General features: G+C 73.9%; 12 protein-coding genes and 1 pseudogene. 6 read left to right on the top strand and 7 right to left on the bottom strand.

Translation table 11 applies throughout. The features are described 5' to 3' along the window. Nucleotides 1-277 precede the first annotated feature (277 nt). Together FHU28_RS20320 and FHU28_RS20325 are read left to right on the top strand one after the other, a co-directional pair. A pseudogene (locus tag FHU28_RS20320) lies at nt 278-1723 on the top strand (glycoside hydrolase family 10 protein). A 115-nt stretch (nt 1724-1838) separates the two neighbouring features. Further along, nucleotides 1839-2771, top strand: a complete 933-nt coding sequence (locus FHU28_RS20325; RefSeq protein ID WP_184686108.1) for an NHL repeat-containing protein — start codon at nt 1839-1841, stop codon at nt 2769-2771. 42 nt (nt 2772-2813) lie between these two features. Here the strand turns inward: FHU28_RS20325 and FHU28_RS20330 are convergent, their stop codons facing one another. Further along, complete coding sequence (locus FHU28_RS20330) at nt 2814-4388, bottom strand: Na+/H+ antiporter (protein WP_184686109.1); 1575 nt, start codon at nt 4386-4388, stop codon at nt 2814-2816. Nucleotides 4389-4465: 77 nt separating this feature from the next. Then, nucleotides 4466-5086 carry an L-threonylcarbamoyladenylate synthase gene (locus FHU28_RS20335; RefSeq protein ID WP_073828564.1) on the bottom strand — a complete coding sequence of 207 codons (621 nt, stop codon included), beginning with the start codon at nt 5084-5086 and terminating at the stop codon, nt 4466-4468. A 96-nt stretch (nt 5087-5182) separates the two neighbouring features. On the opposite strand from FHU28_RS20335, the gene FHU28_RS20340 reads away from it, so the two are divergent. Beyond that, the gene (locus tag FHU28_RS20340) at nt 5183-5503 is read left to right on the top strand and encodes a hypothetical protein (protein ID WP_184686110.1); all 321 of its coding nucleotides are present in this window, start codon (nt 5183-5185) and stop codon (nt 5501-5503) included. A 250-nt stretch (nt 5504-5753) separates the two neighbouring features. Then, nucleotides 5754-8735, top strand: coding sequence for a glycosyl hydrolase (locus FHU28_RS20345; protein ID WP_184686111.1), 2982 nt, complete (start codon nt 5754-5756; stop codon nt 8733-8735). Between the two features lie 55 nt (nt 8736-8790). Here the strand turns inward: FHU28_RS20345 and FHU28_RS20350 are convergent, their stop codons facing one another. The 5 genes from FHU28_RS20350 to FHU28_RS20370 form a co-directional block, all read right to left on the bottom strand. Beyond that, nucleotides 8791-9171 (bottom strand): VOC family protein, encoded by a 381-nt coding sequence (locus FHU28_RS20350; RefSeq protein ID WP_184686112.1) that lies wholly within the window; start codon nt 9169-9171, stop codon nt 8791-8793. A gap of 162 nt (nt 9172-9333) precedes the next feature. After that, nucleotides 9334-10083, bottom strand: a complete 750-nt coding sequence (locus tag FHU28_RS20355) for an SDR family NAD(P)-dependent oxidoreductase (RefSeq protein WP_311773627.1) — start codon at nt 10081-10083, stop codon at nt 9334-9336. A gap of 500 nt (nt 10084-10583) precedes the next feature. After that, the gene (locus FHU28_RS20360; RefSeq protein ID WP_184689737.1) at nt 10584-13379 is read right to left on the bottom strand and encodes an FAD-binding and (Fe-S)-binding domain-containing protein; all 2796 of its coding nucleotides are present in this window, start codon (nt 13377-13379) and stop codon (nt 10584-10586) included. Between the two features lie 48 nt (nt 13380-13427). Next, nucleotides 13428-14198, bottom strand: a complete 771-nt coding sequence (locus FHU28_RS20365) for a nucleotidyltransferase domain-containing protein (protein WP_184686113.1) — start codon at nt 14196-14198, stop codon at nt 13428-13430. A gap of 29 nt (nt 14199-14227) precedes the next feature. Further along, nucleotides 14228-15163, bottom strand: coding sequence for a diacylglycerol/lipid kinase family protein (locus tag FHU28_RS20370; RefSeq protein ID WP_184686114.1), 936 nt, complete (start codon nt 15161-15163; stop codon nt 14228-14230). Between the two features lie 168 nt (nt 15164-15331). On the opposite strand from FHU28_RS20370, the gene FHU28_RS20375 reads away from it, so the two are divergent. Both FHU28_RS20375 and FHU28_RS20380 read left to right on the top strand, forming a co-directional pair. Continuing rightward, nucleotides 15332-16303 carry a hypothetical protein gene (locus FHU28_RS20375; RefSeq protein ID WP_221453248.1) on the top strand — a complete coding sequence of 324 codons (972 nt, stop codon included), beginning with the start codon at nt 15332-15334 and terminating at the stop codon, nt 16301-16303. 131 nt (nt 16304-16434) lie between these two features. Next, nucleotides 16435-17106: a hypothetical protein gene (locus tag FHU28_RS20380; RefSeq protein WP_184686115.1), complete on the top strand. Its 672-nt coding sequence runs from the start codon at nt 16435-16437 to the stop codon at nt 17104-17106. Nucleotide 17107 lies beyond the last annotated feature (1 nt).

Genomic DNA, 17107 nt, shown 5'->3' on the forward strand with positions numbered 1-17107 from the left:
GCCGGGCGACGCAGCCATGCCCGCCCACCGTCCCCGCCCGGGGTTTCACCCCTCCACCCCGGCACCGGACGCCGGCAGGTCGACGCATCGAGGTGATTAAGTTTTCGGAACGCTTCCGGTAGGCTCCGGGCAGAGATTCGCTTCGATCCACTCACGATGTGCCGGGGAGTCACTCCCTGATCTGGCGCGGCCACCGGGCGGCCGCGCGGAGCCGACATCGTGGCGGGCGGTGGCCGGAGCGAGCCCATCCCTTTGACAGGCTAGGAGAGGCGTTCAGATGGACAAGTTGCTCGCCCGCGGCAGCGGGAGCGCGGCAGCCCGGTCACGCCCGCGGACCGCAGTGGTCGCGATGGTGGCGGGGGCCGCGGTGGTCGCCGCGACGATAGCGGTGGCGACCAGCGCCAGCGCCGGCACGACGCTCGGCGCGTCGGCGGCGGAACAGGGCCGCTACTTCGGCACGGCGGTCGCGGTGAACAAGTTGTCCGACAGCACGTACGTCGGCATCCTGAACCGCGAGTTCAACATGGTCACCGCCGAGAACGAGATGAAGTGGGACGCCACCGAGCCGTCCCGGAACCAGTTCAACTTCAGCAACGGCGACCGGCTCGTCGCGCACGCCCAGGCCAACGGCATGCGGGTACGCGGCCACGCGCTGCTCTGGCACCAGCAGCAGCCCGGGTGGACGGGAAGCCTGTCCGGCAGCGCGCTGCGCGAGGCGATGATCAACCACGTCACCCAGGTCGCCACCCACTACCGGGGCAAGATCCACTCCTGGGACGTGGTGAACGAGGCGTTCGACGACGGCAACAGCGGCGCCCGCCGCAACTCGAACCTCTAGCAGACCGGCAACGACTGGATCGAGGCCGCGTTCCGTGCCGCCCGCGCCGCCGACCCCGGCGCCAAGCTCTGCTACAACGACTACAACACCGACAACTGGTCGTGGGCCAAGACCCAGGGCGTCTACAACATGGTGCGGGACTTCAAGGCCCGGGGCGTGCCGATCGACTGTGTCGGGCTCCAGTCGCACTTCAACAGCGGGTCGCCGTACCCGAGCAACTACCGCACCACGCTGCAGAACTTCGCCGCGCTCGGCGTCGACGTGCAGATCACCGAGCTGGACATCGAGGGTTCGGGCAGCAGCCAGGCCACCGCGTTCGGCAACGTGACCCGGGACTGCCTGGCCGTGGCGCGGTGCAACGGCATCACCGTGTGGGGCATCCGGGACACCGACTCCTGGCGGGCCAGCGGCACCCCGCTGCTGTTCGACGGCAGCGGCAACAAGAAGCAGGCGTACACCGCCGTGCTGAACGCGCTCAACGAGGGCGGCACCCCGCCGCCGACCACCGCGCCGCCGACCAGCACCCCGCCCACGTCGACTCCGCCGACCAGCACGCCGCCGACCAGCGAGCCGCCGACGACTCCCCCGCCGACCGGCGCCTGCACCGCCACGATCACCACCAACCAGTGGCCGGGCGGCTTCGTCACCAACGTCCGCATCACCGCGGGCTCCAGCGGGCTCAACGGCTGGGCCGTCTCGCTCACCGTGCCGTCGGGCTCGGCGGTCACGAACACCTGGAGCGCCCAGGCCAGCGGCACCAGCGGTGCGGTGACCTTCCGCAACGTGGACTACAACCGCCAGGTCGGTGCCGGTGGCACCACCGAGTTCGGATTCCAGGGCACGGGTACCGCGCCCTCCGGCACGCCGACCTGCGCGGCCGGCTGACAGTCGACGCGACCCGGCACGGGACCACCGTGCCGGGTCGCGTCCCCGGCGGGCGCCGGTCCGCGACCGTACAGTGGGACAGGTCCTGTCCCACCGTTTCGCCGGAAGGACCACAGTGAACCGACGCATCAGGACCGCCCTCGGCGTCGCCCTGACCGCCACCCTCGTCACCACCGCCGCTCCGGCCCCGGCCGCCGCCCACGACCGCCGCCCGGCAGTCATCGCGCTGCCCGACGGCTTCCAGCCGGAGGGCATTGACACCGCCGGCCGCTACGCCTGGTTCGGGTCGCGGGCCACCGGTGAGATCTACCGCGCCGACCTGATCACCGGGGCGGGCAAGCAGGTCAGCCCCGCCACCGGCACGCCCTCACTCGGCCTCAAGGTCGACGCGCGGGGCCGGCTCTTCGTCGCCGGCGGCACCGCCGGGGACGCCCGGGTCATCGACACCCGCACCGGCGCCGTGCTCGCGAGCTACCGGTTCGCCGAGGCGCCGACGTTCGTCAACGACGTGACGCTCACCCGCGACGCCGCATGGTTCACCGACTCGAACCGGCCGGTGCTCTACCGCCTGCCGCTGGGACGCGGCGGCAAGCTGCCGCCCGCCGACGGCTTCACCACGCTGCCGCTGACCGGCGACTTCCAGCAGACCGGCACCGGCGTCAACCTCAACGGGATCGTGCCCACCCCGGACGGGCGCGCGCTGATCGTCGTGCAGTCGAACACCGGCACGCTGTTCCGGGTGGACCCGGCCACCGGTGTCACCACCGCCGTCGACGTGCCGGGCGCCACGTTCCTCAACGGCGACGGCCTGCTGCTGCTCGGCCGCACGCTGTACGTGGTGCAGAATTTCCTCAACCAGGTCGCCGTGGTCGACCTGAACCGCTCCGGCACGGCCGGCGTCACGCGCGGCGTCATCACCGACCCGGGCTTCGACGTGCCGACCACCGTCGCCGCCGCGCTCGGCCGGCTCTACCTGCCGAACGGCCGGTTCACCACCCCGCCGACGCCGACCACCCCGTACACGGTCGTCGCTGTCGACGCGCGCTGAGCCGCCCCGGCCGCCACCCCGTCCGGGTGGCGGCCGGCCGGCTCACTCCTCCATCTCCGGCCCGAGCAGCCGGATCTCCTCGATGTCGATGGCCGCCTGGAGCTGCCGCAGCACCGCGTCGTCGATCTGCCTGGTGTTGCGCAGCCGGGTGATCTCCTGCCGCTTGTGGTCCAGCACCCGCAGCCGCAGCCGGCGGGCCATCTCCCGCTCCCCCTCCGCGTCCTCGCCGCCCGGGTCACGAACGTCGGCCAGGTGGTCCTCGTAGTCGGCGCGCAGCCGGTCCACTGTGTCCTGGGTGGCGCCCACGTCGCTGGCGGCCCGGGGCAGCGCCTCCAGGGCGGCCTCGGTGGCCCGGATCCGGGCCCAGCGCACCTCCTCGTCCCGTTCCCGGTCGCCGTTCAGGCCGGCCCAGCCCACGACGGCCGGCAGCGTCGTGCCCTGCACCAGCATGATCAGCACGATCACCACGACGGTGACGAAGATGATCAGGTCGCGTTCGCGCACCGGAGTGCCGTCGTGCATGGTGACCGGCACGGCGAGCGCCGCGGCGAGCGAGACGGCGCCGCGGAACCCGGCCCAGCCCACAGCGGTACGCATCCGGAAGTCGAAGTGCCGCGCCCGGCTCGACTCGCGACGGTCCACCCGTTGCAGCACCGACACCGACAGGTGCACCCAGACCAGCCGGATGGCCACCACGACCGCCGCGACGAGCACCGCGATGCCGAGCGAGGCGGTCGGCGAGTGGCTGGTGATGCCGCGCAGCGAGCGGGGCACCTGCGTACCGAGCAGCACGAAGAGGCCGCCGTTGACCATGAAGGTGGACAGGTCCCAGAACGCGAACGCGGTGACCCGGGAGCGGGCCCGGATCACCCGGGGCGCGGCGTAGGACAGCACCAGCCCGGACACGACGACCGCCAGCACGCCGCTGGCGTGCACCGCGTCGGCGAGCAGGAACGCGACGAACGGGGTGAGGATGCTCAGCCCGCCCTCGCGCATCGGGTCGTCCACGTGCTTGCGGATCAGCACCACGACCGCGCCGACGAGCAGGCCGGCGGCCACCCCGCCGGCCGACTTGCCGATGAACTCGCCGGTGAGCAACAGCGGCCCGGGCACCGTCCCGCCCGCGACCACGCCCGCCGCCACGGCGAAGAGCACGAGCGCCGTACCGTCGTTGACCAGGCTCTCCGCGCGCAGCGTGGTGAGGATGCCGCGCGGCATCCGTTTGGCCAGGCCGGCCACGGCGGCGGCGTCGGTGGGCGCCAGGACCGCGCCGAGCACCCAGGCGGCGGCCGCCGCCACGCCGAGCGCCTGCGCGGTGAACGCGACGGCGGCCATCGTGACGATCACCAGCACGACGGCGAGGCCGATGATCACGATCAGGTTGGCCCGGATCTCGCGCAGGCTGATGACCAGGCTCTCCCGGTAGAGGATCGCCGGGAGGAACAGCACCAGCACGACCTCGGGTTCGAGGATCAGGTTGTCGAACGGCGGCAGCAGACCGATCAGCGCGCCCATGGCGATCAGCAGGACGGGCGGCGCGACACTGTAGCGACCGCCGATCGTGGTGCCGACAAGCACTGTCGCGCCGAGCACCGTGATCAGCAGGAGTGCTTCCACGCCGTACCCCCGTCACCGTCCCCCGGGTCCCTACCGTGCCCCACGACGGCGCCCGGACGGAGCGGAATCGGTGATCGCTACTCGAAGCGGGCCGGGTCCCCGGCGCCGCGACGCAGGATCTCCGGCTCGTCGCCGGACAGGTCGACCACGGTGGTCGGCTCCAGCCCGCAGTCACCGGCGTCGACCACTGCGTCGATCAGGTGGTCGAGCCGTTCCTTGATCTCCCAGCCCTGGGTCATCGGCTCGTCCTCGCCGGGCAGCAGCAGCGTGCTGGACAGCAGCGGCTCACCCAGCTCGGCCAGCAGCGCCTGGGTCACCGTGTGCCTCGGCACCCGCGCCCCGACCACCCGCCGCCGCGGGTCCTGCAACCGCCGGGGCACCTCGGCGGTGGCCGGCAGCAGGAACGTGTAGCTGCCCGGGATGACGGACTTGACCTGGCGGAAGACTGCGTTGCTGAGCTTGACGAACTGGCCGAGCTGGGCGAAGTCGGCGCACATCAGCGTGAACGGGTGCCGGTCGTCGAGCCGCCGGATCTCGCGGATGCGCTCCACCCCGTCGCGGTTGCCGATGCGGCAGCCGAGCGCGTAGCAGGAGTCGGTCGGGTACGCGATCACCCCGTCGGCGCGCAGCAGGTCCACCACCTGCCGGATCACGCGGGGCTGGGGATTGTCCGGATGCAGGTCGTAGTACCTCGCCACGACGGCCAGCCTATGTCCGCGTCGGGCCGGACGCAGGTTTGCCGGGCTGCGATTCCGGAAACAGGTGAGGGCCGTTCACGACAGGGGGACCGAATCATGTCCGAAGCCAGCACAGACCGCGTCGCCGACCGCCCCGCGGAGGTGACCGATCCGCTGCTGTGGGACCTGGCCGCCGCGGTGGCCGACGCGCACCAGCCCGACGCCGAACGTGTCTGCGCGAGCCCGAGCTGCGCCGGGGCCGCCTGGCCGTGCGCCGCGTGGAACGCCGCCCAGACCGCGCTGACCACGGCCCGGACGCCGCGGCCCGGCATGCCGTCGCGCCCCGCCGGGACCGGCGCCCCGGCCACCCGGCTGCACGCCACCGGCCAGCCGGCCGCCGCTGACGCCACGGAGCGGCTCGCCGCCACCGCCGCCTGAGCACGGGTACGCGCGGCGCCGCCCCGGTCACCGGCCGGGGGCGGCGCCGTGTGCGGTCGTCCGCCCTGCTCACCGGGCGTACGGGAGGCTGCTGCGGAGGGTCAGCTACAGCGGTGGAGAGCGCTCTCTTTGGTAACAGGACATTGACGGATCCGTAACCCGAACCTTAATGTCCCTTCTCAAGAGAGCGCTCTCACAGCGATCGACCATCACCCCGTACCCCCGCTTCTCCTCCGTGAAGGGGACCTCCATGACCCTCCTGCGGGACTTCTCCCCCGACCCCGTACCCGCGACGCCCATCCCGTCCCCGACCCGGCGGCGTGGCCGGCGGGCAGCCGCCCTCGTCGCCGCGTCGGTGCTCGCCGCCGGCCTGCTGGGCGTCGTCGTCGGCGGTGGCGGCACCGCCACCGCCGGCGCCGTCGGCGCTGGCAGCTACACCGAGACGCGACCGGCCGGCGCCCTGCTGCCGAAGGGCTGCGGCGCGATCAGCACCAACCCGAGGACGTTCACCACCGCCGACGCGCCGGCCGGCGCGATCCCCACCAACGACTGGTGGTCCTCGCTGATCTGGAAGCGCAACAACTGCACGGGCAGCGAGGTCCTGCACGCGCATCCGCTGGCGTACAAGGCCGAGAACAACGGGCTCGGACTCTCCTACACGACCACGCCGGCGATCAGCGGCACCGCCACCGGCGTGGGCGAGTTCCACTACCCGTACACCGAGGACGTGCGCGTCGGGATGCCCGGCCTGGCCGCGCCGGTGGTCAAGGCCGCCGGCTGGACCGACTGGACGGTCACCGCCGACTGGAGCGACGGCAGCCGCACCATGCGCGCCACCATCGGCCACGGCCTGCCGATCGGCTACTACACGGTCAGCGGCGGCACCGCGCAGCTCACCGCCGCCGGCACGCCCACCGTCTGGCGCAACTCCGGCGCCACCATCGGCTTCACCGTCCGCGGCCACGACTACGTCGCGTACGCGCCGACCGGCGCGACCTGGACCGTCAACGGCACCGGCATCAGCTCGACGCTGGCCGGCAAGGGGTACTTCTCGGTGGCCGCGCTGCCCGGCGGCGGCGACCGGGCCGCGCTCGCCGACACCTACGCCCGCTACGCCCACGCGCACGTCACCGGCACCCGGATGAGCTACTCCTACGACCCGTCCGCCGGCACCGTGCGCACCACGTACGCGTTCACCACCACGCCCCGCGAGGGCAGCGAGACGAAGACGGTGGTCGCGCTCTACCCGCACCAGTGGCGCAGCCTCACCGGCGCCACCCCGATCAGCCCGACGTACGTCTCGGCGCGCGGCGCCATGCGGATCCTCACCGGCGTGCCGTCGTTCACCACCACGATGCGCTTCACCGGCGTGCTGCCCGAGGTGCCCGCCGTCGGCGACTCCAGCGGCGCGGACCTGTCCACAGTCACCGGCTACCTGAACGCCGAGCAGGGCAACCCGGAGGGCGTCAGCGGCCCGGACACGTACTGGGCCGGCAAGGGACTCGGCCGGGCCGCACGGATCGCCGAGATCGCCGACCAGCTCGGGCAGACCTCGGTCCGTGACTCCGCGCTGACCGCGATGAAGAACCGGCTGACCAACTGGCTCACCGCGGGCTCGGGAGAGAGCGGCCAGCTGTTCTACTACGACCGCAACTGGGGCACGCTGATCGGCTACCCCGCCTCGTACGGCTCCGACGAGGACCTCAACGACCACCACTTCCACTACGGCTACTTCATCGCCGCCGCCGCCACGGTCGCCAAGTTCGACCCCGGCTGGGCCGACGACAGCCGCTACGGCGGCATGGTCGACCTGCTCATCCGCGACGCCAACAACTACGACCGCGCGGACAGCCGCTTCCCCTACCTGCGTGACTTCGACATCTACGCCGGGCACGACTGGGCCTCCGGGCTCGCGCCGTTCTTCGCCGGCAACAACCAGGAGTCCTCGTCGGAGGGGATGAACTTCGCCAACGCGCTGATCCAGTGGGGTCAGGCCACCGGCGACACCGCCGTCCGCGACGCCGGCGTCTACCTGTGGACCACCCAGTCCGCCGCCATCTCCGAGTACTGGTTCGACGTGTACGACCAGAACTTCCCGTCCGCGTTCGGGCACAAGACCGTCGGCATGGTGTGGGGCGACGGCGGGTCGTACTCCACCTGGTTCTCCGCGGCGCCGGAGATGATCCAGGGCATCAACATGCTGCCGATCACCGGCGGTCACCTCTACCTGGGCGACTTCCCCGAGTACGTCAAGGCCAACTACGCCGAGCTGGTCACCAACAAGGGCGGCCCGCCGACGGTGTGGCAGGACATCATCTGGGAGTTCCTGGCCCTCGGCGACGGCGAGCAGGCGTTGCGCAACTTCCGCGCCAACAGCGGATTCACCAGCGAGGAGGGCGAGAGCAAGGCGCACACGTTCCACTGGATCCGCAACCTGGCCGCGCTCGGCACCGTGGACACCACTGTGACCGCGAACCACCCGTTGGCGAAGGTGTTCGTCAAGAACGGCGTCCGCACCTACGTGGCGTCGAACATCACCGCCCGCCAGCTCACCGTCACGTTCTCCAACGGCGTCACGCTCACCGTTGCGGCCGGGAAGACCGCCACCTCCGGGGCGTACACCTGGAGCGGCGGCAACGCCACCGGCGGCGGAACCGTGCCGACCGGCACCCCGACGACCTCGACGCCCAGCCCCACCCCGACCACCGCGAGTCCCACGCCGACCAGCGCGAGCCCCAGCCCGAGCACGAGCAGCCCGGCGACACTGAAGCCGGTGCGGTACCTACGCTCCGGCGGCGGGCTCGACGGCGCCGCCGGCACGAGCGGCACGGTGAACGTGACGGCGGCGAACGGCAACCACGACGGCACGCCGGCCAACCCGCAGGTCTTCACCGCCACCGGGCTGACCGGCACGTTCACCGGCGGCGCCACCGCGTTCGACCTGGCCGTCGACGCGGGCACCGCGGTCGGCAACGGCGTCCAGATCCGGGTCTCCTACGACCTGACCGGCAACGGCAGCGCCGAGCGGGTGGAGACCTACCGGTACTTCGCCACCGACCCGATCCCGGGCGCGGAGCGCTACCTACAGACCCAGGGCCTGCTCTCGGCCACCGGCACGCTCGGCAACCTGTCGGGCGGGACGGTACGCGTCGAGGTGTGGAACGCCATCGGCGGCGCGCCCACGATCCTCGGCGTCGGCAACACCTCGACGGTCACGCTGCCGTACCGCTGACGGCACCGGTTCCGGCGCCCCGGCTCACCGCCGGGGCGCCGGTCCACGTCCGGGGTCACGGCCAGCGGGTGGCGGTGGCCTCGAACAGTTCGCCGTCGCTGGCCACCGGGATGACGCAGAGCAGATGCCCGCCCGGCGCGCGCAGCACGTGGCAGTCGAGCCAGCGGGACACCGGCGTGGCGCCCAGCCCACGCAGCCGCTCGACCTCGGCCGCCACGTCGTCGGTCTCGATGTCGAGGTGGTAGCGGGGCGCGTCGTCTACCGACTGCACGGCGGTGATCAGCCCTGGCACGACGTCGGCCAGGCCGGTGAACTGCGGTTCGGCCGGATCGGTGCGCAGGCCGGCGCCGAGCGCGGCGGACCAGAACGCGGCCGCCTTCCCCGCCTCGTCCCGCGGCGCGTCGATGATCAGGGCATACAACCGCGATCGATGCATCGTCCGAGCCTAACCGTGCCGGCCGTCGGCGGCGGCCCGGCGAGGTCAGGCGGTCACGTGGGCGCTGTCGCCCGCTGTCGCGGCGAACGACGTGCCGCTGACCATCCGCGCCGCGTCCGAGGCGAGGAACACCACGAGCGGCGCGACGTCCTCCGGCTCCACTCACGGCACGCCCAGCGGCGTCTTGGCCCGCAGCGCCTGGATCGCGGCGTCTTCCACCTCCGCGAGGTCACCGGAGGCCGGCTTCCCCGCCTCGACCAGCGCCTGCACGTAACGGTCCCGGCGCCGGGTCAGCGCGGTGTCGACCAGCCCTGGGATCACCGCGTTCACCGTCACGCCGTGCGGCCCGAGTTCCAGCGCGGCGGACTTCATCAGCCCGATCAGGCCCCACTTGGACGCCGAGTACGCGGACCCGTTCGTGGTGCCGTGCTGCCCCTGGGTGGACGACGTGATGATGATCCGCCCGCCGCCGCGCCGTACCAGCAGCGGCGCGAACACCTGCAGCACGTTGGCGGCGCCGGTGAGGTTCACGTCGATCTGGTCGTGCCAGTGCTGGTCGGCCATCTCCAGCAGCGGCGCGAACGCCTGGATGCCGGCATTGGCGAACAGCACGTCCACTCCGCCGTGCTCCCGTTCGACCGCCTCGGCCACCGCCCGTACCGCCCCGATGTCGCGCTGGTCGGCCTGGTGCGCCGACCAGCGAACGCCGGCCGCCGTCACCCGCCGGCCGGTCTCGGCCAGGTCGTCCGGGGTCGAGGGCTGCAGGTCCAGGATCGGGCTGACCGGCCCGGCGACGTCCATCCCGGCGACGTCCGCGCCCGCCTCGGCCAGCGCGACCGCGGCGGCCCGGCCGATCCCGCGTGCCGCGCCGGTGACCACAGCGACCCGCCCCGACAACATCCCCGCCGCCACCGCGTCACCCCTCCCGTGGACTCCCCCACTCGCACCGTAAGCCCTGCCGCCCTCGGCCCGCCCGCAATCGAGACCCTGGTACGCCCGCCCAGCTCAAGGCCCCCGGTCCGCTCACCACCGACGCCTCCCTCAACCGCCACACCGCCTCGATCACGCAACCCACGCGCCCTCGCCCAAGCCACAATCAGCACCACTACGGGGACGTGGTGCCATCCAACCCACCCGGACCCCACCACCACCCCGAACTGGTGTCGATCACGCAAGCAACCGGCACTCGACCGACGCCAAGGTCAACACCAGTGCGGGGAAATGGTCACATCGAACCCGCCTGAACCAGACCACTCCCCCGAGCTGGTGTCGATCACGCAACCCCACGCGCAACCGGCCAAGCCAAGGTCAACACCAGTACGGGGAAGTGGTGCCATCCGACCCACCCGGACCCCACCACCTCCCCGAGCTGGCGTCGATCTCGGAGGACGACACACCACTGCGCCGGACCGCTACGGCGAGGTGGCCTCGGCCAGCAGCTCCAGCAGGTGCCGGTACGGCTGCCCGGTGGCCCGCGCCAGCCCGATCTCGCAGGTGCGGTTCACCGAGGCGTACCCGCCGAAGGGCCGGGACGCGACGGCGGCGGCCTCGGCCCGGGTGGCCGACGCGGTCAGCTCCGGGTGCAGCAGTCCCCGGTCCCCGGCGAAGCCGCAACACTGCCAGCCCTCCGGGACCACCACCTCGTCGGCGACCGCGCGAGCCACGGTGAGCAGCGCGTCGTCCAGGCCGAGCCGGACCGACGAGCAGGTGGGGTGCAGCGCGAGCGAGCCGATCCGGCGGCGCACGGTCAGCCTGGGCAGCAGCGTGCCGGCGGTGTACGCGACCGCGTCGACGACCCGCACGTCCGCGGCGCCGTCGAGCAGCCGCTCGAAGCCCTCCGTGCAGGACGCGGCGTCGCTGACCACAGGCAACGTGCCGTCGCGGCTGGCCGCGCGCAGCACCGGCGGGACCCGGTCGCGCACGGCCCGGTAGCCGTCTGTGAGTCCCTTGGACGACCAGGGGGTGCCACAGCAGAGGTCGCCGATGCCGTCCGGCACTAGTAGCCGTACGCCGGCCCGCTCGGCGAGCGTGAGCAGCGCGGCGGCCACGCCGGTGCCGCCCTGCGCCGGGGCGAACAGCGTGCCCAGGCAGGAGGGCACGAACACGGCGTCCGGGTCGTCGGCCGGGTGGGGGTGCCGCGCGGTGCCGCCGCGGGGCAGGTCCCGTTGCCACCGCGGCACGCGGTCGGCGCCGAGCACCGCGCGGGCGGCCCGGGTGGCGGCCTCGGGCAGCGCCGCAGGCAGCGCGCCGGCCAGGTCGAGCCCGCGGGCCATGCCCCGGGTGGTCGCGCCCCACCGACGGGCCGCCGCCCGCCAGCCGGTCGACGTGGCCCGGCCGTGCTCCTCGGCGCGCAGCCGCTTGACCAGGTCACCTGTGTTGATCAGGACCGGGCAGGCGGTGGCGCACATGCCGTCGACGGCGCAGGTCTGCACCGCGTCGTAGTCGTAGTCGTCGGTCAGTTCCCGGACCAGCGCGGTGTCGCCGGCGGCCTGCGCGGCGGCGATCTCCCGGCGCAGCACGATGCGCTGCCGGGGCGTGGTCGTGAGGTCGCGGCTGGGGCAGACCGGCTCGCAGTAGCCGCACTCGACGCAGCGGTCCACCTCCTCCTCCACCGTCGGCACGGTCTTGAGGTGCCGCATGTGGATCTCCGGGTCGTCGCTGAGCAGCACGCCCGGGTTGAGCACGCCGTCGGGGTCGCAGAGCGTCTTCAGCTCCCGCATCACCTCGTACAGCTCGTCGCCGAACTGGCGGCGCACGTACGGGGCCATCACCCGGCCGGTGCCGTGCTCCGCCTTGAGCGTGCCGCCGTGGCCGAGCACCAGGTCGACCATCTCCTCGGTGAAGTCGGCGTACCGTGCCGGGGCCTCGCCGCCGTCGAACCGCTCGTTGAGCATGAAGTGCAGGTTGCCGTCCTTGGCGTGGCCGAAGATGACGCTGTCGGCGTACCGGTGCCGCTCGAACAGGTCGGCCAGCGAGGCGCAGGTGCCGGCGAGGGCCTCGACCGGCACGGCGATGTCCTCCAGCAGCGCCGTGGTGCCGGACGGGCGCGCGCCGGCCACCGCGGCGTACAGGCCCTTGCGGATGTGCCACAGCGCGGCCCGCGCGGCGGGCTCGCCGCTGAGCCGGGCCGGGGCGCTCAACGGCAGGCCGGCGAGCACCGGGCCGGCGTCGGCGACCCGCGCGGCCAGCGCCTGCGGGTCGGACTCCTGCCACTCCACGAGCAGCGCGGCGTGGCCCCGCACGGCCAGGCCACGCAGCGCGGCGTCCGCCTTCGGGTCACGCTGGGCCACCCGCAGGGCGACGGCGTCGAGCAGCTCGACCGCCGCCGGCCCGGCCGCCACCAGGGCGGGCATGGCGGCCGTCGCCGCGCCGAGGGAGTCGAAGACCAGCAGGCCCGTCGCGGCGTGCCGGTGCACGGGTACGGTGCGGAACGTCGCCGACGCGACGAACGCGAGCGTGCCCTCGCTGCCCACCACGAGCCGGGTGAGCAGATCGGCCGGGTCGTCGTGGTCGAGGAACGCGTTCACGCCGTACCCCATGGTGTTCTTCATGGCGTACTGGGCGCGGATGCGGCGCACCGAGTCGCTGTTGCCGCGTACCCGGTCGCGCAGCCGCAGCAGCCCGGCGTGCAGTGCCGGTTCGGCGGCGCGCAGCCGGGCGTCGGCGTCCGGGGCGCCGGTGTCGAGCACGGTGCCGCTGGGCAGCACGAGCACCAGCGACTCCAGCGTCCGGTACGTGTTGAACTCGGTTCCGCAGGTCATGCCGCTGGAGTTGTTGGCGACCACGCCGCCGACCGTGCACGCGGACTCGCTGGCCGGATCGGGGCCGAATTTGCGGCCGTACGGCGCGAGCCGGGCGTTGACCTGCCGGAGCACCACTCCCGGTTGCACCCGCACCCGCCGGCCGTCGTCGAGCACGCTCAGGTCGCGGAAGTGCCGCCGTACGTCGACGAGCAGCCGGTCGGTGACCGCCTGGCCGCTGAGGCTGGTGCCGCCGGAGCGGAACGTCAGCGGCGTGCCGGTGCGGCGGCTGTGCGCCAGCAGCGCGGCGACCTGGCCGGCGTCGGACGGGGTGATCACCGCGCCGGGGTGCAGCAGGTAGTGCGAGGCGTCGTGGGCCATCCGCAGCCGGTCCGCGGCCCGGGTCGCCACGCCGCCGGGCACCACCGCCTCAAGCCCGGCCCGCGCGGACGCGCTCAGCTCTCTCATGATCACCACAACCTCCCCCGCCCCACACTAGTCACGTCCCGGGCGGCCTCAGTCCGGGGCGATCCGGGCCAGCACCCGGCGCTGGAAGGCCCGCGCGGCCGGACCGGACGGCGGGATACCGCCCCGGCGGGCGTCGATCGAGGCCCGGATCAGCGCGGCGTCCGGGTCGTCGGCGGCGACCCGCAGCCCGGCCTCGACCTTGCCCAGCCAGACGCCGTCGCGGCTGCGCACCAGCGCGCGGCACGCGCCGAGCACCGCGTCCTCCGCGCCGGGGGCCGGTTCGTCGCCGGGTGGCGTGGGCAGCGCCAGCCACCAGCGCAGCGCGTCGGCCAGCAGCGCCCGCAGCTCCTGCGGGGACGGGTCGGCGAACATGTCGGCGGCGGGTGGGCCGAGCAGCGTCCGGCCGGACTGGCGCAGGATGCTGCGGTCCAGCGCGTACCAGAACCGGCCGTCGGCGGCGGGCCGGTCCGCCGGGTCGCAGGTGGCCCGGAACGGCATTGTGGCACCGGTGTTCAGCTCGACCTCGAAGCCCGGCTCCGGGGTGCCGGAGGCGGCCACGTCCCGGCGGTAGACCACCAGCTCCAGGCCGCGCGCCGGGCAGGGCAGCGACTCGTGCCGCAGCCGGTCCACCAGCGCCCGCTTGGCCGCCTCCGGCAGCGGCCCGGCGACCAGCAGCGCCACGTCCACGTCGCTGCGCCCCGGCTGGTACGCGCCCAGCCCGACCGACCCGGCCGCGTACGCCCCCACGAGGTCGTCGCCGAGCACGTCCCGGGAGCGGTGGACCAGTTCGTCCAGGTAGTCGCGGATGTCGTCGCGCATGCCGGCATCCTGCCCCGGCGCGGGCGCGGTCAGTCCGGCGGGTCGGGACAGCACACGGTCAGCGCGCCCGGCACCACCTTGACCTTGAGCCGTTTCGCCTTGCCCCGGGCGCCGCCGTCCAGCTCGTACGTCTTCGGCGCGTCGAACCGCACCGTGATCTTGCGGCCCCGGGTGATCCGCACGAACGGCGACTCCTCGGAGCGCCCGGCGGCCATCCGGCCCAGCGTGCGCGCCCAGTCCACGGCGCCGCTGGCGGTGGCCACGCCGACCTCCAGCGCCCCGTCGTCGGGGCGGGCGTCGTCGAAGGCCGGGATGCCGCCGGTGATGGTGCCGACGTTGCCGAACAGCACACAGCTCGCCTCGTCGTCGAACCAGTCCGCGCCGTCGACCCGGATCCGGGTCCGTACGCACTCGCCGCGCACGTGCCGCAGCCCGGTCCACACGTACGCGATCCGGCCGAACCGGCCCTTGAGCTGCCGGTCGGCGTCACGGATCAGGTCGCCGTCGAACCCGGCGCCGGCCATCACCGCGAAGTGCTCCCCGTTGATCCGGCCGAGGTCCAGCTCGCGGCGGCGGCCGTGCAGCGCGATCCGTACCGCCTTCTGCAGGTCGACGGGGATGCCGAGGTTGACCGCGAACAGGTTGGCGGTGCCGGCCGGCAGGATGCCCATCGGCACGCCGCTTCCGGCCAGCGCGTCGGCGCACCGCTGCACCATGCCGTCGCCGCCCCACACCAGCACCAGCTCGGCGCCGGAGTCCAGCGCCGCGCGGACCCGCTTGGGCGCCTTGCGGCTCTTCGGCACCTCGTACCAGAGAAGCCGCCCGACGCCGGCGCCGACGAGCCGCGAACGCAGCTCGTCGAGGCCGCCCCCGAAAGTCTTCTTCCGATGGGCGACGACAGCGACCACACCGGACGGAGGTACGGCGGGGGCGGTGTCCGGGCGTTCGGCAGTGCTCGTCTCCATGGCCCCGCTGGTACCCGGAGGGCGCGCGTCCCACGCCTGCGCCGGGCGCGACGCGCCCGGAACGCGACGCGCGCGAACCGGCCGGCGTCGTACTGTGCCCGGACGGCCACGTTCGGTACAGTGCGGGCGATGATCCGCGCCGCGGGGCGCGGATCCGGAGGGTGTGCGATGACGCGACGGACCGGGTGGGTGGCGCACTACACGCTGCGCCTCGGTCTGCTGCTCGGCGGCGTGGCCGCCGCGTGGGGCGCGCACGAGGTCGTGGCCGGCTCGGCCGCCCATGCCGCCGACCGCCCGCCGCTCACGGCCGCCGTGGAGACGCTCACCCACACGCTCGGCACGGTTCTCGGCCTGCCGACGTCCGGGTCCGACAACGTCGAGCCCACGCCCGCCGCCGCGCCGACGACGCCGGAGGCGGTCCCGGCCGCCGCGACGCCGGTCACCGAGGGCCTGTGCCCGGCCACCGGCCCGGTACGCGATCACCTGCTCACGCCGGTCGCGGAGGTCCTGCGCCCGCTCACCGGCCCGGTCACGACGGACGTGCTCGAACCGGTCGCGGACGTGTTGTCCCCGGTGGTGGAACCGCTGAGCCCGATCCTCGGCCCGGTCTGGCGGGGCCTGGAACCGGTGGTCGCACCGCTGGACCCGGTGCTCGACCCGCTCAGCCCGGTGACCGATCTGCTCGACCCACCGGCGGCGCCGGTGCCCGGACCGGCCGACCCGGCTGACGCGACCGATCCCGCTGACCTGGCTGACCCGGCTGATCCCGCCGACCTGGCTGATCCGACCGGCCCCGCTGATCCCGCCGCACCGGCCCCGACGGCAGCGCCCGCCCGCAGAAGCGCCGGCGTTCCGGTCGCCGCCTACCCGCAGACGCGGGCCTTCGCCGTCGGACCGCAGGGGGCCGCCGTCCGTACCGGCACACCTGCCGTCCGCACGGCGGCCGACTTCGCGCCGACACCCGTCGCGCCGCAGCCGTTCGACGGCGCGAGCCACGCCGGCGGCGCGGTGCACAGCGAGGCGGCCGACGCGGACGCGTGCCGCTGGGGGCTGCCGACACTCGCCCACCAGTACGGGCGCCCGGCACACGAACGCCTGCCGGCCTCCCGCACGTCGCGTCCCGGCACCAGACCCGCCTGACCGGGCTCCACAGGCACCACAGTCGATCCGGATCACGGGTGTGTCCCGCCCGACTGCCGCGTTCGCGCGGCGGCGCCGTCGTCCGGCGCCCGCAACCGACCCGATCAAGCCTGTGAAACAGGAGTTCGTTCATGAGCACTGCCCTGCCCGTCGCGCGCGCCCGGTGGTGCGACATCGGCCGCATCGCCGATCTCGTCGCCGAGGCCCTGACGCCCACCGCCCTGGCCGGCTGGCTCGTCCCCGACGCGCCGCGCCGCCTGCCGGTCCTCGCCGCCGTGGCGCGGATCTGGACCGAGCACGCGCTTCTCTTCGGTGACGCGTTCCTGCGCCCCGACGGCAACGCCGCCACCGTGTGGTTCCACCGCTACCGGCCGATCCCGGCGCCCCACCGGTACGCCGATCGTCTCGCCGCCGCCGCCGGCCCGCACGAGGAGCGGTTCCGCCGCCTCGGTGAGGCGCTGGCCGCCCGGCGTCCGGTCGAGCCGCACAACCACCTGGCGCTGCTGGCCGCTCCCCGGGGCGGAGCGGCGGAGGCGCTCGCCGGGGCACAGCGCCGGATGGACACATTGAGCCTGCCCACGTACGCGCACCCGTGCGCCGGGGAGCAGGAGGACCTGCTGCGGCGGCTCGGCTACACCGCAGGGGAGACCTTCGCGGCCCCGGACGGCACCGAACTGCGGGCGCTGTGGCGGTCAACGCCGTTGCGTGCGGGCGGCGGCGGCAACGACCGCTGGCCGGTACGCCACCGCGGCCCCGGCCGCGCGGACCGCGACGGCCGGGCCGCCCGCTGGGCGGCACGCTGAC

Source organism: Micromonospora echinospora (assembly GCF_014203425.1).
Classification (GTDB): Bacteria; Actinomycetota; Actinomycetes; order Mycobacteriales; family Micromonosporaceae; genus Micromonospora; species Micromonospora echinospora_A.

Excerpts from the sequence above, each read along its gene's own strand:
- FHU28_RS20340 (WP_184686110.1), top strand. The coding sequence starts at position 5,183 with ATGTCCGAAGCCAGCACAGACCGCGTCGCCGACCGCCCCGCGGAGGTG.
- FHU28_RS20345 (WP_184686111.1), top strand. The coding sequence starts at position 5,754 with ATGACCCTCCTGCGGGACTTCTCCCCCGACCCCGTACCCGCGACGCCC.
- FHU28_RS20350 (WP_184686112.1), bottom strand. The coding sequence starts at position 9,171 with ATGCATCGATCGCGGTTGTATGCCCTGATCATCGACGCGCCGCGGGAC.
- FHU28_RS20360 (WP_184689737.1), bottom strand. The coding sequence starts at position 13,379 with ATGAGAGAGCTGAGCGCGTCCGCGCGGGCCGGGCTTGAGGCGGTGGTG.
- FHU28_RS20365 (WP_184686113.1), bottom strand. The coding sequence starts at position 14,198 with ATGCGCGACGACATCCGCGACTACCTGGACGAACTGGTCCACCGCTCC.
- FHU28_RS20370 (WP_184686114.1), bottom strand. The coding sequence starts at position 15,163 with ATGGAGACGAGCACTGCCGAACGCCCGGACACCGCCCCCGCCGTACCT.
- FHU28_RS20375 (WP_221453248.1), top strand. The coding sequence starts at position 15,332 with ATGACGCGACGGACCGGGTGGGTGGCGCACTACACGCTGCGCCTCGGT.
- FHU28_RS20380 (WP_184686115.1), top strand. The coding sequence starts at position 16,435 with ATGAGCACTGCCCTGCCCGTCGCGCGCGCCCGGTGGTGCGACATCGGC.